Annotated in this window: 18 protein-coding genes; 10 read left to right on the top strand and 8 right to left on the bottom strand. The window is 52.9% G+C overall.

Annotated features, from left to right (window positions below; translation table 11 throughout):
* Positions 1 to 61: 61 nt before the first annotated feature.
* From P6287_RS08205 to P6287_RS08180, 6 genes are all read left to right on the top strand, one after another.
* Complete coding sequence (locus P6287_RS08205; protein ID WP_101761029.1) at positions 62 to 352, top strand: hypothetical protein; 291 nt, start codon at positions 62 to 64, stop codon at positions 350 to 352.
* Positions 353 to 513: 161 nt separating this feature from the next.
* Positions 514 to 1665, top strand: coding sequence for a lactaldehyde reductase (gene fucO, locus P6287_RS08200; RefSeq protein ID WP_277974770.1), 1152 nt, complete (start codon positions 514 to 516; stop codon positions 1663 to 1665).
* A gap of 322 nt (positions 1666 to 1987) precedes the next feature.
* Positions 1988 to 2866, top strand: coding sequence for a manganese catalase family protein (locus P6287_RS08195; RefSeq protein ID WP_101760741.1), 879 nt, complete (start codon positions 1988 to 1990; stop codon positions 2864 to 2866).
* A 133-nt stretch (positions 2867 to 2999) separates the two neighbouring features.
* The gene (locus P6287_RS08190; protein ID WP_101761030.1) at positions 3000 to 3197 is read left to right on the top strand and encodes a hypothetical protein; all 198 of its coding nucleotides are present in this window, start codon (positions 3000 to 3002) and stop codon (positions 3195 to 3197) included.
* Positions 3198 to 4007 carry a hypothetical protein gene (locus tag P6287_RS08185; protein ID WP_101760742.1) on the top strand — a complete coding sequence of 270 codons (810 nt, stop codon included), beginning with the start codon at positions 3198 to 3200 and terminating at the stop codon, positions 4005 to 4007.
* Positions 4008 to 4102: 95 nt separating this feature from the next.
* Complete coding sequence (locus tag P6287_RS08180) at positions 4103 to 4363, top strand: hypothetical protein (RefSeq protein WP_101761031.1); 261 nt, start codon at positions 4103 to 4105, stop codon at positions 4361 to 4363.
* A gap of 34 nt (positions 4364 to 4397) precedes the next feature.
* On the opposite strand, the gene P6287_RS08175 is transcribed toward P6287_RS08180, so the two are convergent.
* The 4 genes from P6287_RS08175 to P6287_RS08160 all read right to left on the bottom strand — a co-directional run bounded on the left by P6287_RS08175 (position 4398) and on the right by P6287_RS08160 (position 5875).
* On the bottom strand, positions 4398 to 4664 hold the full coding sequence (locus P6287_RS08175; protein WP_101760743.1) for a biofilm development regulator YmgB/AriR family protein: 267 nt from the start codon (positions 4662 to 4664) through the stop codon (positions 4398 to 4400).
* Between the two features lie 62 nt (positions 4665 to 4726).
* The gene (locus P6287_RS08170; protein ID WP_101760744.1) at positions 4727 to 5017 is read right to left on the bottom strand and encodes a hypothetical protein; all 291 of its coding nucleotides are present in this window, start codon (positions 5015 to 5017) and stop codon (positions 4727 to 4729) included.
* A gap of 120 nt (positions 5018 to 5137) precedes the next feature.
* Entirely contained in the window at positions 5138 to 5383 is a 246-nt protein-coding gene (gene ycgZ, locus P6287_RS08165; protein WP_007891089.1) for a regulatory protein YcgZ, read from the bottom strand.
* A 213-nt stretch (positions 5384 to 5596) separates the two neighbouring features.
* The gene (locus tag P6287_RS08160; RefSeq protein ID WP_137385641.1) at positions 5597 to 5875 is read right to left on the bottom strand and encodes a hypothetical protein; all 279 of its coding nucleotides are present in this window, start codon (positions 5873 to 5875) and stop codon (positions 5597 to 5599) included.
* 196 nt (positions 5876 to 6071) lie between these two features.
* On the opposite strand from P6287_RS08160, the gene P6287_RS08155 reads away from it, so the two are divergent.
* The 3 genes from P6287_RS08155 to umuC all read left to right on the top strand — a co-directional run bounded on the left by P6287_RS08155 (position 6072) and on the right by umuC (position 8409).
* Complete coding sequence (locus tag P6287_RS08155; RefSeq protein WP_101760746.1) at positions 6072 to 6584, top strand: GNAT family N-acetyltransferase; 513 nt, start codon at positions 6072 to 6074, stop codon at positions 6582 to 6584.
* A gap of 140 nt (positions 6585 to 6724) precedes the next feature.
* On the top strand, positions 6725 to 7147 hold the full coding sequence (gene umuD, locus P6287_RS08150) for a translesion error-prone DNA polymerase V autoproteolytic subunit (protein ID WP_101760747.1): 423 nt from the start codon (positions 6725 to 6727) through the stop codon (positions 7145 to 7147).
* Positions 7147 to 8409: a translesion error-prone DNA polymerase V subunit UmuC gene (gene umuC, locus P6287_RS08145; protein ID WP_110865986.1), complete on the top strand. Its 1263-nt coding sequence runs from the start codon at positions 7147 to 7149 to the stop codon at positions 8407 to 8409. The genes umuD and umuC overlap by 1 nt, the downstream gene beginning before the upstream one ends.
* A gap of 160 nt (positions 8410 to 8569) precedes the next feature.
* Here the strand turns inward: umuC and P6287_RS08140 are convergent, their stop codons facing one another.
* Positions 8570 to 8887 (bottom strand): HigA family addiction module antitoxin, encoded by a 318-nt coding sequence (locus P6287_RS08140; protein WP_137385638.1) that lies wholly within the window; start codon positions 8885 to 8887, stop codon positions 8570 to 8572.
* A complete protein-coding gene (locus P6287_RS08135; protein ID WP_192413560.1) occupies positions 8887 to 9168 on the bottom strand; it encodes a type II toxin-antitoxin system RelE/ParE family toxin in 282 nt (93 codons plus the stop codon). Before P6287_RS08135 ends, P6287_RS08140 begins: the two co-directional genes overlap by 1 nt.
* 212 nt (positions 9169 to 9380) lie before the next feature.
* On the opposite strand from P6287_RS08135, the gene P6287_RS08130 reads away from it, so the two are divergent.
* On the top strand, positions 9381 to 9632 hold the full coding sequence (locus tag P6287_RS08130; RefSeq protein ID WP_110865985.1) for a hypothetical protein: 252 nt from the start codon (positions 9381 to 9383) through the stop codon (positions 9630 to 9632).
* Between the two features lie 4 nt (positions 9633 to 9636).
* On the opposite strand, the gene P6287_RS08125 is transcribed toward P6287_RS08130, so the two are convergent.
* Positions 9637 to 11196, bottom strand: coding sequence for a sensor domain-containing diguanylate cyclase (locus tag P6287_RS08125; RefSeq protein WP_277974769.1), 1560 nt, complete (start codon positions 11194 to 11196; stop codon positions 9637 to 9639).
* Positions 11197 to 11467: 271 nt separating this feature from the next.
* Positions 11468 to 13732, bottom strand: a complete 2265-nt coding sequence (gene katE, locus P6287_RS08120; RefSeq protein ID WP_110865983.1) for a catalase HPII — start codon at positions 13730 to 13732, stop codon at positions 11468 to 11470.
* Between the last annotated feature and the right edge of the window lie 212 nt (positions 13733 to 13944).

Genomic DNA, 13944 nt, shown 5'->3' with positions numbered 1-13944 from the left:
GGATAATGGAAAACCGATCGACATCACATTTTTCACTTGTCGCGGCAGGTGAGCGAAGATGATCCCGCAAAGCTACAGCCAACGCGTTCACTTCTATTACTGCATTCTGGTCGCCCTGAAAATCAACGCCAAAACGAAGAAGTCTGGCGGCGTGCGCGGCAAGAATAACTTCCTGCTGAAATGGCTGCGTAATGCGCAGAACAACACCATTTTCCCGCCGGATATCACCAGCGAGATTGAGTGGCTGCGCGCCAAGATCATCAGCTCCGGGCCCGACACCGACCTGGAACCGATGCTGCAATATGTTTACGACACGGCGAAGCGTGCCGAGACGATGCGTTTAGGATCATGATTCCTTCCATTTATTCGACTCAATGGAAACCGCGATTTTATTGAGGCAACGCAATATCTGTATCGTCATTACCACGTAAATCTGGATACGGTTAAATCTTCTTATCTTGATGAATTTAATCGAAAAATCTTAAATCTGGCATCTACGTGAAGGTAATTAATATGATTAACAGAATGATCCTCAATGAGACCGCCTATTTCGGTGCGGGCGCGATTAATTCTATTGTCGATGAGATTCACAAACGCGGTTTTAACAAAGCGTTGGTGGTGACCGACAAGGATTTGATCAAGTTTTCTGTCGCCACCCGCATCACCGATCTGCTGGCGCAGCACGACCTCAGTTTCGCCATCTATGATGAGGTGATCCCCAATCCTACCGTTGAGGTGGTGCATGCGGGCGTCGAGGCTTTTCGTCGTTCGGGTGCCGATTATCTGATCGCGGTGGGCGGCGGCTCGCCGCAGGATACCTGTAAAGCCATCGGCATGATGATTGCCAATCCCGAGTTCAGTGACGTGCGCATGCTGGAAGGCGGCGCCGCCACGCGCAATCCCTCCGTACCGATCATTGCGGTGCCGACCACTTCCGGCACCGCAGCGGAAGTGACCATCAATTACGTCATCACCGATGAAGAGAAGAAGCGCAAGTTCGTCTGCTACGACCCGCACGATATCCCGGCGATTGCCATTATCGATCCCGACATGATGGCCAGCATGCCTGCCAACCTGAAAGCGGCGACCGGCGTCGATGCGCTGACGCACGCCATTGAAGGCTACATCACGCGCGGCGCGTGGGAACTTACCGACATGTTCCATCTCAAAGCGATTGAAATTATTGGCCGCTCGCTGCGTGATTCGGTTAAAGGCGTGCCTGCGGGCGTGGCGGATATGGCGCTCGGTCAGTACATCGCCGGAATGGGCTTCTCGAATGTTGGCTTGGGTCTGGTGCACGGTATGGCGCATCCGCTGGGCGCGTTTTATGGCACGCCGCACGGCATCGCTAATGCGGTTCTGCTGCCGCATATCATGGCGTTCAATGCCGAGCATACCGGCGAGAAGTACCGCGATATCGCCCATGCGCTGGGCATGGAAGGTGCCTATAGCTGTTCATTAGCCGATGCCCGTGCGCTGGCCATTGATGCGGTGATCACCCTAAACCACGATATCGGTATTCCGCTCAGACTACGTGATATCGGCATGCAGGAGCAGGATGTGGATGCGCTTGCCACCGCAGCTTTCGCCGATGTGTGTACGCCGGGCAATCCGCGGGAGTGCAGCGTGACGATGATCGCTGCGCTGTATCGTGAGTTGTTCTGATTAGGCGTTAACCAGGTCGCCATTAATGGCGACCGACGTGTTTTGTAGGTGCGCATTTATGCGCACCAGAACGACGCGCTTATTTAATTCATGCCAACATTCACCCTTTAAAATAATATTTATCTCGCGGCTTAAAATAAAATTAATTCAACCCGGTGCGCTTGCAGCAATGGGATGCCCGCTTAGTATTAATGAGGCGGCATGCAGTTGATGAGTACAAGGCTAAATTCACTCCTTCCCTCCTCCATTTCTTATCGTTATTTATTTTTAAACATCAGAATTAATTCTCTTTCTCCGTTTATTTTATTTTTTGAGGTGAGCTATGTTTCGACATGTAAAGCAGTTGCAATATACCGTGCGCGTTAATGCGCCCAATCCCGGCTTGGCCAATTTATTACTCGAGCAGTTTGGTGGTCCGCAGGGCGAATTAGCCGCTGCGATGCGCTATTTCATGCAGGGCTTAAGTGATGAAGATGCGGGTCGTCGCGAGATGCTGATGGATATCGCGACTGAAGAGTTGAGCCATCTGGAAATTATCGGTTCGCTGGTTGGCATGCTGAATAAAGGTGCCAAAGGCGAACTGGCGGAAGGCAGCGAAGAGCAAGGCGATCTTTATCGCTCCATCACCGGCGCGGGCAATGACAGCCATCTGACATCGATTCTGTACGGCGGCGGCCCGGCATTAACCAACTCTGCGGGCGTGCCCTGGACAGCGGCTTACATTGATACCATTGGCGAAGTGACAGCGGATCTGCGCTCCAACATCGCGGCCGAAGCGCGCGCCAAAATCCTCTACGAACGCCTGATCAACCTCACCGATGACGTGGGCGTGAAAGATGCGCTAGGCTTCCTGATGACGCGCGAAGTGGCGCATCAGCTGTCGTTTGAAAAAGCGCTCTACTCCATCCACAACAACTTCCCACCGGGCAAACTGCCGCCGATCGAGAAGTATGCGCACACCTACTACAACATGTCTCAGGGTGACGATATTCGCGGTAGCTGGAATTCGGATGAGAACTTCGACTATGTCGCCGACCCGCAGCCCGCAGTGGATGGTGGTGATGGCTCCGCCAGCGTGACGCTGCCGTCAAAACAGCTGAGCGATCTGGATACGCTGGCAACACGCACCGCTTCACAGCCCGATACCAATCCGATTACCGGCGCGGAACCCGGCAGTAAAACGCCGCTTACCAATCAGTAATTATCACAGGTCGCCCTAAACGGCGACCTGGCAGATTAATCCGGAAAACGCCCTTTCATTTCAGTTACCCGGCTGGGTTGTTGAGGGATGTGCCATAGTTGACGCTGGCATAAATAATAAGGATGGCTTGATGATGTTTGGTTTTTTAACTTCCCTGTTCGGTAGCCCGGAGTCATTAGTGCAAGTCATGACGCGCCAGGACATTCAGGAATCGATCGAGGAAGGCGACAGAATTATTATTGATGAAGATGGTAACGCTTCGGTTAATGCGTTGAGTCCTGAAGTGCAGCGCGATTTTGCCCATCATGTCAGCACATTAAAGGATATTTAAATGGGCACGGCGATATTTATGGTGATGATGGTTTGCGGCTATTGGTATACCAGCCGCGACATGTCGAGCCGTTTAAAAATTAAGCGTTCCTTTGGCTGGGATGTCTATTTTCTCATTGCGCTGTATGGCTGCATATTTGTGCTGCAAGGCGTGCTGGCAACCGCGATTATCTGGCTGATTCTGCTGGCCGCATCGGGCGTGAACAATGCGTTTGCGCTGACCTCGGCGGAGAATGTGCACTGGAACGTCGATTTCATGACGTGGAGCTTTTTAGGCATTCAGGCGCCGGTGGTGCTGATGCTGGCCTTTGCCATCCTGTTCTGTATGTATCGCTCCAACTGGGCGGTCAGCGCCCGGCTCAACGCCGGTGGACGCAAGGAGTTGTATCAACGCCTTTCCCGCTCCAACGGCATTGAACAGTTGCTATTGCAATGTATGGAAGAAGGCGAGCTGGCGTGGGTCACACTGAAATCGCGCCGTATCTATATCGGCATGATTCACGCGGCGACCTTTGAATATCCAAACACTGCCAACATTGTGTTGATCCCGATGCTGAGCGGCTATCGTGATTCACGCACGCTCAATCTGGCGATCGAGCATAATTACAGTCTGTGGTACCACAATCACAACATTGATTTCTCGTCCGCACCTAAAAGTGCCCTTGAGTTTCGTAAAGTGATTATGGTGCATCAAATAGAGAGTTTGTCGCTGTTTGATCCGGCCAGCGCCAGCGCATTAGCGATGGATAAGCAAAGCGGTAATAAACGCAAGTGGATGCGAAAATCCGCGCCCAAACGCGACTATCCCTGAATTTACTATTCAAAGATGCTGGCTTAATCGTGCAATTGCTTTATGTTGCACGGAGCCAGCAACATTCCATAATAAGTCAAAATAATAAGGGCATCATGATGGACTTTAAAAAGTTCGAGGACACTTTACAGCTGTGGGGGAATTTACACTTCACGGGAATTGAACTGCAACAGCGTGATAATAAAAGCGAAATTTACGCGACCGGCACTAATAATCATACCCAAAGCCAGCTGTATATTTGCACGCTTTCAACTGATGTCGCTTCACACGTCCAGTTAAAACAGTTTCGCACCTGGTTGCACAGAATTAATATTGGCAAAGCGAAGCGCCGATTAGCTCTCGCCAGAAAGGATTAATTCATTGTCCCCGCGCGGGGGACAGAGAGGAATATCAGGCGTCGTCAGGCGTGTAACCCACCACAATTTCCAGTGTTTTGCGCAGCACATCAGCTTCAGCATCACCTTCTGCGGTTTCCAGCGCCATAATCAAACAGAGAATAATCGATTTATTACTGACGCGCCCTTCCGTGGCCAGCACGTGGCGGATAACCCTATCCAATACGGCAGCTTCGTTTCTTAACGTACTGTCTGCATTGCGAAAATGCTCTGCCAGTTCGGTGTCAGGCAGTGCAGCGTAGAGGTTGTGATTTTCCGACATGATTCCAGTCCCGTGATTGTATCTACGCTCGAATTTACAGTGCCTAAATGCGAGCCAATCGGTCAATGTTTACGATTGTTACCAGACTGTTGGTTGTTACCAAACAGCTGAAGAACGTTGTCGCTTTGCGGCTGCTCTTCGCGCAGCTTTTTTCCCGCCGAAATACTGTTGCGTACATCGGTGATGGCGGCAGTAATCGCTGCACGCTGCTCTTCATCATTGCTCTGCTGCTTCATCAGCATCAGCTGATTCAACAGCGCTTGCGTATTGACCGGGCCCGTACGTTGCAACAGCGCCAGCGCCGCTTCGCCAATAATTTCATCGATTATTTTCTGGTGTTCACTTCTATTCATAACGAATTTTCATAACGAATCTCTGACCGCCGCTTCGCCCCGGTGCGGGGCGAAACCAGTGTGGGAGCGTATTCAGAGTAAAATTTTAATACTTGTACAAGTTTGACGTCTGACTGGCTCTCAGCTTTCACGTTCAAATAACAAGCCAATCAGCTGATGATAGTGATGCTCTTCTTCAGCATTGGCGGCCAGTTCCAGTCTGCGCAGCAGCTTGGTGCATAGCGATTTGCGGTTGAGGTTACGGCCTTCGCGTAAGATTTCAACCACGATCTGACCCAAGGTTTCCTGCTGCGATGGCAGCGACGCTTTGCTGAAATAGTTGGCAATGGCCTCGACTGAACTCGGCGTGTATCCGTTCTGACGCATAATTGACCCCAATAAATGAAAAAGTTAGATCATTTGACCTAAGTAAAGTTGTACAGATAGCAAAAAGCTGTACAAGGAGCTTACTCAAGATGCCAGGCAGGTTTTGTTGCAAAAAGTGCTAAGAAGTGTGAATTAGGACAATTAGAAAGCTTTTATTTCCAAATCTGTGCGCTCCGCGCCGAAAGTCATCGACGCGTGAGCCGGTTGGGATGGTCAGTTGTCGTCGGCATCGGCCGAAGGCATTCTGACACTGCCTTCCTGGCGACTCAATCCGCGCAATGCTGAATGGACGCGATTATCGCTGCCCGCCGGTTGACGGTGCGTGAGCAACCATTGCTGCGCCTGGGTAATACGCTGCTGCTGTTGACTGTTTTGCTCTTTTCTCGCCATGCGCGCGAGCTCTGCCAGCAGTGAGGAAACGCTGACTTCCTCACGGCGTACCAGTAATGCATAGGCCGCTTCGCCGATAATTTTAGGTTGCGAATCTGACATCTTCTACCTCCTGAGAATATGGGCTTACGCTTGCTTCTCACTCTTCATTATAGATCATCGGCCTGGCGCCTTGTTAACAGACAGCTCTGGTTATCTTGGGTTTTTGTTACTAACACGTTATGGTAACTGCCCTTCGGTGGCCTCTGCTCGCACCGACGACGTGATTAATAACAAGCATTAAGCAAGGAAATCTGGCATGGAGTTCACCATACGCAAAGCCACGGCAGAGGATGCAGAGCTGCTGCACCTGCTGGGCCGCATGACCTACAGTGCGCATTTCAAACATATGTGGGTTTCCGCAGACGAACTGGATGCCTTTATCGACAAGGAATACGGTCTGGCAGAGCTGAATAGCAGCCTCGCGGCGCCCAATGAGAGCTGGCTGATCGCCGAGACCGACAAGCCGATTGGCTTCGCCAAAGTCACCTGGAACACGCCAGTGCCGGATTCCGGCATGAGCGGCGCGTTGCTCAACAAGCTCTACCTCAATCCAGAAGAAACCGGCAAAAACTACGGCCGCTGGATGTTCGAGAGCATCATCAATGAGGCGCGCGACAAGCGTGAAGGCTACCTGTGGCTGGAAGTGTTAGGCGATAACGTGCGTGCACGTAAGTTCTACGAAGCCTTTGGTATGCAGCACATCAAAGACATTCCGTTTATCACCGCTTCACAGCAGAGCACCCTGCAGATCATGGGGATGATGATTTAAGCGCAGCGGTAAGCCCTTTGGCACAAAATAAATTTCCTTTGTTGCCAACTGTTTTGCAAATCATTACGGGTTCTGGCTTGATCAAACTGCCTATTCGACATTACTGTATACATATACAGTGACGATTTGAGATCGCAGCCATGCAGTTTTATCAGCCCGCGGAAATCCGCGCTATTCTCGCCTTACCTTTGTTCATCAGCCGCGTGCCCTGCGGCTTTCCGTCCCCGGCGCAGGACTACGTTGAACAACGTATCGACCTCAACGACTTTTTAGTCGATCACCCCAGTTCAACCTATTTCATTAGAGTCAGCGGTGACTCGATGATCGACATCGGTATTAATGAGGGTGACATGCTGGTGGTGGACAGTTCGCTCAAACCCAAACACGGTGACATTGTGGTGGCTTCGCTTTCCGGCGAGTTCACCGTGAAACAGCTGATGTTACAGCCTTACCTGCATCTCAAACCGATGAATACCGCGCATGCGGTGATCGCCATTCCTGACGCCGATGAGTTCGAAGTCTTCGGCATCGTTAAACACGTGATTAAAACCATAGGCCGCTGATGTTTGCCCTGGTGGATGTGAATTCGTTTTACGCCAGCTGTGAAACGGTGTTTCGCCCGGATCTGCGCGGCAAGCCGATTGTGGTGCTGTCGAATAACGACGGTTGCATTATTTCGCTAAGCAGAGAAGCCAAGGCGCTGGGCATTAAGATGGGCGCGCCCTACTTCAAACATCGGGAAGAGTTGATGCGCCACAAAGTGGTGGTGTTCTCGTCTAACTATGCGTTGTATGGCGATATGTCGCGCCGCGTGATGGAGACGCTGGCGCTGATCTCCACGCGCGTGGATGAGTATTCCATCGACGAAGCCTTCGTTGACGTCACCGGCATCAACGCCTGCATGACATTCGAACAGTTAGGCCGCGACATTCGCGACCGTATTTATCAGGACACCCATTTGCGCGTGGGTGTCGGCATTGCGCCGACCAAAACCCTCGCCAAGCTCGCCAACTGGGCCGCCAAACGCTGGACCAAAGCCGAGAACGTGATGGATCTCTCTTTGCCCCACCGTCAGCGCGAGTTGATGAAACTGGTCAAGGTTGAAGAGGTGTGGGGCGTGGGCCGGCGCTTATCGAAAAAGCTCAATCTGATGGGCATTACCACCGCACTGCAATTGGCTGAAACCCCGACCGCGCTGATCCGTAAACACTTTGGCGTGGTGCTGGAGCGTACGGTGCGTGAATTATGTGGCGAGTCTTGTCTGGCGTTTGAAGAGGTGATTCCCAACCGGCAAAATATCCTCTGCTCGCGCTCGTTTGGCGATCGCATTACCGAATATCAGGATATGCGCGAAGCCATTGCCAATTACGCGGCGCGTGCCGCAGAGAAATTGCGCAGCGAGCGGCAATATTGCCGTCATATCGGGACGTTTATTCGTACCAGTCCGCACGATCCGCATCATCCTTATTATGCTAATGCGGCCAGCCAAACCTTGATTACGCCCACCGCTGACAGCCGCGATATTATTCAGGCCACGCTCAACTGTTTAGATCGCATCTGGGTGCCCGGTAAGCGTTATATGAAAGGCGGCGTCATGCTGGGCGATTTCTTTAGCGATGGCGTGGCGCAGTTTGATCTGTTTGCGGAATATCAGCCGCGTCACAATAGTGACCAATTAATGGCCCTGATCGACAAGATGAATGCCCACCAGCGCGGTGCGTTATGGTTTGCCGGACAAGGCATTCAGAAACCCTGGTCGATGAAGCGCGAGATGCTGTCCCCGGCCTACACCACCCGGCTGGCGGATCTACCGGTGGCGAAGTAAGCGCTTCGCGCTTGAATTACACACATATCAATACACTCTTCAGTCCCTGACACAGCGTCATCACGACCGCAGAACCGGGTTCGTCTAAAGGTGTCTGAACCGACCAAAGAAAAACCGCGCCAGCCAGCGCGGTTTTGTACAGGTAACTGGCGTGGGTGCGTTACTTCGCTGCCCTGTGCGCCTCAGAAGCGGCATTCATACCTGGATGCAGATTGACACCGGAAACGTCCGTGGTTTCTCGTGCCTTGTGCAGGTCACATGCCGCCTGCATTGATAACCACAGGCGCGCCGCAATACCCAGCCCCGCCTCAAGCCGCACCGCCATTTCAGGGCTGACCGATGCTTTACCGCTGGCGACTTTACTCAGCGCTGAAGCTGATACGCCAAGCTCTTTCGCCAGTACGCGCAAGCCAATATTGTTATCTTCGATGTATTCGGTGATCAGACCGCCCGGATGCGGGGGATTGAACATTGCCATCAGTGGTAGTCCTCCAGGTTAAGAATATAGGCATCGCCGTCGGTGAATTCGAAGGTGATACGCCAGTTAGCCCTGACCGTTAATGAAAACAGGTTTTTCCTGTCCCCTTTCAGGGGATGAAAACGAAACCCCGGATAGTTTCTGAATTCATCCGTGGAGAGCGCTTCATCAATGACCAGAAGGCGAAGCCGAATGCGTTCTGCGTCCTGCGCCTGGACGCCGCTGATATCACCTTTCTCAAACAACTTTTGTAATCCCTTATGCTTCCAGCTTTTAATCACGTCACGCCTCCGCGTTTCCTGCTGAGAACAGCATATCATATGTTTCTCAACAGGAAACAGGTCTGGCTTTTTATTTTCGCAGCGCGTCACAGACTCAAGCCCTGAGCGGATCTGCCGGTAGCGAAGTAAGCGCTTCACGCTTGAATTACACGCATGCGAATGCGATATTCAGCCCCTGATACAGCCACAGCTTAATAACATCCGGAGAACCTATGGCGAATGAAGAACGCGTAAACGAGCTGGAAGCAACGGTAAACCAGCTGCAGATTGAAGTCGCTGCCTTGCGCGAGTTAATGATTAAGCAGGTGGCGGTAAATAACATCACCTTCAAAGGGAAATATGATGAGGTGATTATTCAACTGGCGAAAGAATATGAAGAGCGCGGCTTAGAGGACGAAAGGAATAGCCAGATGCACGAGGCGCTGCGTCAATATATCAAATACCAGCTGCCCGCCGTGGAATAAGCAATTATGCTTGCGATTCATCTATATTAATCCCTTTCACATCATCACGCCCTTCACGCTTTGCCCGGTACAAGGCGTGATCGGCGTACTCCAGCAGTTTTACCGCACTGAGGGTGGCAGACGTCGCAGTGGTGGCGCAGCCGGCACTGATCGTCACCTGGCCTTTGGGCGAAGAAATATGCGCAAGCTGCCTGATCCGCACCGCCTCAACCACCCGATGCGCAATCGTCATGCCCTCATCGAATGGGGTATCAGGCAGGATCAGCGCAAACTCCTCGCCGCCATAGCGCGCGGCGATATCGGAGCGCCGCGCCACCACGGAAGCGAGCACCTCAGCGATCGCTTTCAGGCACTTATCCCCGGCAATATGGCCGTAAGTGTCGTTGTAATGCTTAAAGAAATCGATATCCATCATGATCAGCGTGAGCGGTTTACCGCTGGCGGCGGCGTGGGCCAGCGCTTGATGCAGGAAACGATCAAACTCCCTTCGATTCGCCAGACCGGTTAAACCATCAACGTGCGCGAGTTGATTCAGGGCGAGGTTGGCGCTGTGCAGTTCGTCGCGCAGCTGAGTCAATTCCTGCTGATAGCGCAACACGCTACGCGCCTGACGCAGCTGGAAGACGCCGAGCAGCAAGATGGTCAGCAGCAGGATAATGCTGAGCAGAATATCCTGCGCCCGACGGTTAACCCACACATGGAACAGATCGTCACTGTTGTAACCGGCGGCGACGATAATCGGATAGCGATCGGAACGCGCAAAACCAAAGATCCGCGCCTGGCCATCCAGCACCGATTTCCACTGCCCGCTGCCGCGATCCATTTTCGCCAGCATCTCCTGAAACAACGGGCTGGCTGAAAGATTTTTGCCGATGTAACTGTCAGGCATCGGACGCGCGTACAGCACCGTGCTGTCAGCCAGCATCAACACCAGCACATCGCGCGCACCGAGCTCGTAATAGCTGTAGAAGCGACGGAAAAAATCGACCTTGATGGTGGCCAGCAGCACGCCCTTAAAGCCACCGCTGGCATCACTGACGCGCAGGGAAACGGGGATCACCAAATCACCGGTGCTGCGGCTGTTGATCACCGGGCCGATATGCACGCTGTTGCGCCGGTTATGGCGCTGAAAAGTGAAGTATTCACGATCGGAATTATTGATATTGTTGGGTGCGCGTTCGGCGGAGGTGGCGATCCACTTGCCATCTTGATCGTAGTAGAACAAGCCGTGTAACTGCGGTAAGCGGCGCTGTAATTCGCGCATGGTATTACTCAGGTCCGCGCCCTGAATGCGCGTTGCCAGCTGTAGCTGCAGATCACGCTGTACCTGGCGTAGCGACAGCTCGGTCTGCAGGAAGGTGTCTTCCGCCTGACGCGATTGTGATAACGCCAGATTCATCGCGGATTCCTGGGTTTGACGCACGGTCGCCAGCCAGTCTTCACGCAAGGTCCAGATACTCATACTGGCTACGGTGATCAACAGCAGCAGTCCAGAGAGCACAATGCTTTTCAGTAAACCGCCGTCAGAAGAAACCGGCTTATCCATTTTTCTTTTAAACTGCATGTTGTCCTCTGTCTTCCCCCACCAACAGAGTTAAGCAGGTAAACCACGCATCAGTGGACGAATGCGCTTATTTTTCGGGCCATCGATAACTCCTATGACCAGTTGCGAAATATTACTGTAGTCTGGTTCCACCACATTGAGTGGCAGCAACACACAGTACGCGTTTACACGATCACTTCGGTATGCATCTCGACCAGCCCGCTACGAGCGGGCTTTTTTTTGCCTAAGATGCAGGGAAAACGGGGCGGAGCAATCAACTCCGCCCCGCGCATTAGGCTGCGACGGTCAGCGCTTTTTTGCTGCGCGACCAGACGCGATGGGATGCCATGACAGAAAGGAAGTCCGCCATAAAGGTGCCCTCGGCTTTCACATCTTCCACCAGCCCTTCCTCGACCTCATTGTCCTGCACGTTGAACTGCGCCTTAAACCGGCGTGCATCACCGCTCAGACCGATGGCTTTGAGATGCTTGTAGGCTTCCAGCAGGAAGTAGCGCGCATCACCGCTCAGCAGCAACGCATCGATATTGCCATCCGGCACAATCACCGCATCAAAGGTCAGCGAAGGAAGACCGGTAAAGGTGGCATCAACCGGCAGCACCGAGCCATCATCCGCCAGCACTTGTCCCATGTGCGCTGCCAGAATTTTGGCATGCACGCCCTGCGCTTTCAGCGCCTGCAGTATCGCCAGCACGTCGGCGGCTTTCACACCGTCGCTCAGCAGTAACGCCACCTGACGGCCTTTGATATCGCCGCTCGGTTGCGCATACAGACTCAGGCTGTCATCTTTTTTCAGGCCGTTGACCTCTTTCGGCGGAACGGTGTTGAGCTGCTCATCACTCAGCTTCAGCCCCAGATTGGTGGCCACAGCCTGCGCCAGCGTGACGTCAATCTGCAGCAGATGATCGACCACGCGTTCGCGGATGTAAGGACGCGCTACCTTGCTGAGCTCAAACGAATAAGCGCCGATGATATGCTGCTGCTCTTCCGCGGTCTGGCTCAGCCAAAACAGCCGTGGCTGCGAGTAATATTCGCCAAACGATGGGCTACGCTCGCGCACCTTGCTGCCTTCCACCCGCTCCTGATAGCTCTCGAATCCGCCCTCTTTTGCCGCTGGCGGCACTTCACGTGGCCAGTTGTTGTTGATGGAGTTCGGTTCGTAGTTGGCCGGATTGGTATCGATTTCCGTGCGATGCATGCCCTGACGCTGGAAATTGTGGTACGGGCAAACCGGACGGTTGATCGGGATCTCATGGAAGTTCGGCCCACCCAAACGGCTGATTTGCGTATCGGTGTAGGAGAACAAACGGCCCTGCAACAGCGGATCGTTGGTGAAGTCCAGCCCCGGCACGATGTGGCCCGGATGGAACGCCACCTGTTCGGTCTCGGCAAAGAAGTTGTCCGGATTACGGTTGAGCACCATTTTGCCGACCAGTTCGACCGGCACCAACTCTTCGGGGATCAGTTTGGTGGCATCGAGAATGTCGAAATCGAATTTGAACTCGTCCTCTTCCGGGATCAGCTGCAGGCCGAGCTCATATTCCGGGAAGTCCCCGGCTTCAATCGCTTCCCACAGATCGCGACGGTGAAAATCGGGATCGCGGCCGGTCAGCTTCTGTGCTTCATCCCACAGCAACGAGGCTTTGCCCGCCACCGGTTTCCAGTGGAAACGCACGAAGGTGGCTTTACCCTCGGCGTTAATCAGGCGGAAAGTATGGATGCCAAAGCCTTCCATGGTGCGATAGCTGCGCGGAATGCCGCGATCCGACATCGCCCAGATGACGTTATGCAGCGTTTCAGGTTGCAGCGACACATAATCCCAGAAGGTGTCGTGCGCGCTCTGCCCCTGCGGGATTTCGTTGTGCGGCTCGGGTTTCACCGCATGCACGAAGTCCGGGAATTTATGCGCATCCTGAATGAAAAACACTGGCGTGTTGTTGCCGACTAAATCAAAAACGCCCTCATCGGTATAGAACTTGGTGGCGAATCCACGGATATCGCGCACGGTGTCAGCCGATCCTGCGCCACCCTGCACGGTGGAGAAACGCACGAAGACGGGTGTGATTTTTTCGGCATCGCTGAGGAAACCTGCTTTGGTGAGTTTTTCCAGCGAGCGGTAAGGCTGGAAATAGCCATGCGCCGCCGAACCGCGCGCATGCACGATACGCTCAGGAATACGTTCGTGGTCAAAATGCGTGATTTTTTCACGCATGATGAAGTCTTCAAGCAACGTGGGCCCGCGCGAACCGGCACGCAGCGAGTTCTGATCGTTGGCGATGCGCGTGCCCTGATTGGTGGTCAGGTCGGCGTTTTCACCATTTTTACGGTACTCATCGAGCTGCTCAAGTTTGCTGTTTTGCGTGGCGGGCGCTTTCAGGCTGCCGGGCGCGGTAGGCTGCTTGCCCGGCGGCGTCGGTTCAGCGGCAGGTTTATGTCCACCGCCTTGCGGTGCTAAATCACCTAATCCTGGCTCAGAGGTTTCTGGCCCTTTATGCGGCGCGGTATGGGTTAAATTCTGTTCTTTTTTATCTTTCGACATGTCACATGCTCCTCCAGTTAAGACCCTATTAACTGTAGAGCATAAAAACGTTTATATTTCGCTGCGCTTAGAAATGATGTTTAAAGAGATTAATGAGGTGGATGTAAAGTGGGATTATTTTAACCGAACCGTTTATTTTATTTTTTATTAATAAGATTAATCCTGATAAATACCGCTGCGCTTTATTTCAATTATTTTTCGCACCCTCCACA

The sequence above is a fragment of the Pantoea sp. X85 genome, from assembly GCF_029623675.1.
GTDB classification, from domain to species: Bacteria; Pseudomonadota; Gammaproteobacteria; order Enterobacterales; family Enterobacteriaceae; genus Pantoea; species Pantoea leporis.
This window is presented reverse-complemented; position numbering and strand designations above follow the sequence as displayed.

Bases quoted from the DNA above. Each gene is read 5' to 3' on its own strand.
- fucO (WP_277974770.1), top strand. From the start codon at position 514: ATGATTAACAGAATGATCCTCAATGAGACCGCCTATTTCGGTGCGGGC.
- P6287_RS08195 (WP_101760741.1), top strand. From the start codon at position 1,988: ATGTTTCGACATGTAAAGCAGTTGCAATATACCGTGCGCGTTAATGCG.
- P6287_RS08190 (WP_101761030.1), top strand. From the start codon at position 3,000: ATGTTTGGTTTTTTAACTTCCCTGTTCGGTAGCCCGGAGTCATTAGTG.
- P6287_RS08185 (WP_101760742.1), top strand. From the start codon at position 3,198: ATGGGCACGGCGATATTTATGGTGATGATGGTTTGCGGCTATTGGTAT.
- P6287_RS08180 (WP_101761031.1), top strand. From the start codon at position 4,103: ATGATGGACTTTAAAAAGTTCGAGGACACTTTACAGCTGTGGGGGAAT.
- P6287_RS08175 (WP_101760743.1), bottom strand. From the start codon at position 4,664: ATGTCGGAAAATCACAACCTCTACGCTGCACTGCCTGACACCGAACTG.
- P6287_RS08170 (WP_101760744.1), bottom strand. From the start codon at position 5,017: ATGAATAGAAGTGAACACCAGAAAATAATCGATGAAATTATTGGCGAA.
- ycgZ (WP_007891089.1), bottom strand. From the start codon at position 5,383: ATGCGTCAGAACGGATACACGCCGAGTTCAGTCGAGGCCATTGCCAAC.
- P6287_RS08160 (WP_137385641.1), bottom strand. From the start codon at position 5,875: ATGTCAGATTCGCAACCTAAAATTATCGGCGAAGCGGCCTATGCATTA.
- P6287_RS08155 (WP_101760746.1), top strand. From the start codon at position 6,072: ATGGAGTTCACCATACGCAAAGCCACGGCAGAGGATGCAGAGCTGCTG.
- umuD (WP_101760747.1), top strand. From the start codon at position 6,725: ATGCAGTTTTATCAGCCCGCGGAAATCCGCGCTATTCTCGCCTTACCT.
- umuC (WP_110865986.1), top strand. From the start codon at position 7,147: ATGTTTGCCCTGGTGGATGTGAATTCGTTTTACGCCAGCTGTGAAACG.
- P6287_RS08140 (WP_137385638.1), bottom strand. From the start codon at position 8,887: ATGGCAATGTTCAATCCCCCGCATCCGGGCGGTCTGATCACCGAATAC.
- P6287_RS08130 (WP_110865985.1), top strand. From the start codon at position 9,381: ATGGCGAATGAAGAACGCGTAAACGAGCTGGAAGCAACGGTAAACCAG.
- P6287_RS08125 (WP_277974769.1), bottom strand. From the start codon at position 11,196: ATGCAGTTTAAAAGAAAAATGGATAAGCCGGTTTCTTCTGACGGCGGT.
- katE (WP_110865983.1), bottom strand. From the start codon at position 13,732: ATGTCGAAAGATAAAAAAGAACAGAATTTAACCCATACCGCGCCGCAT.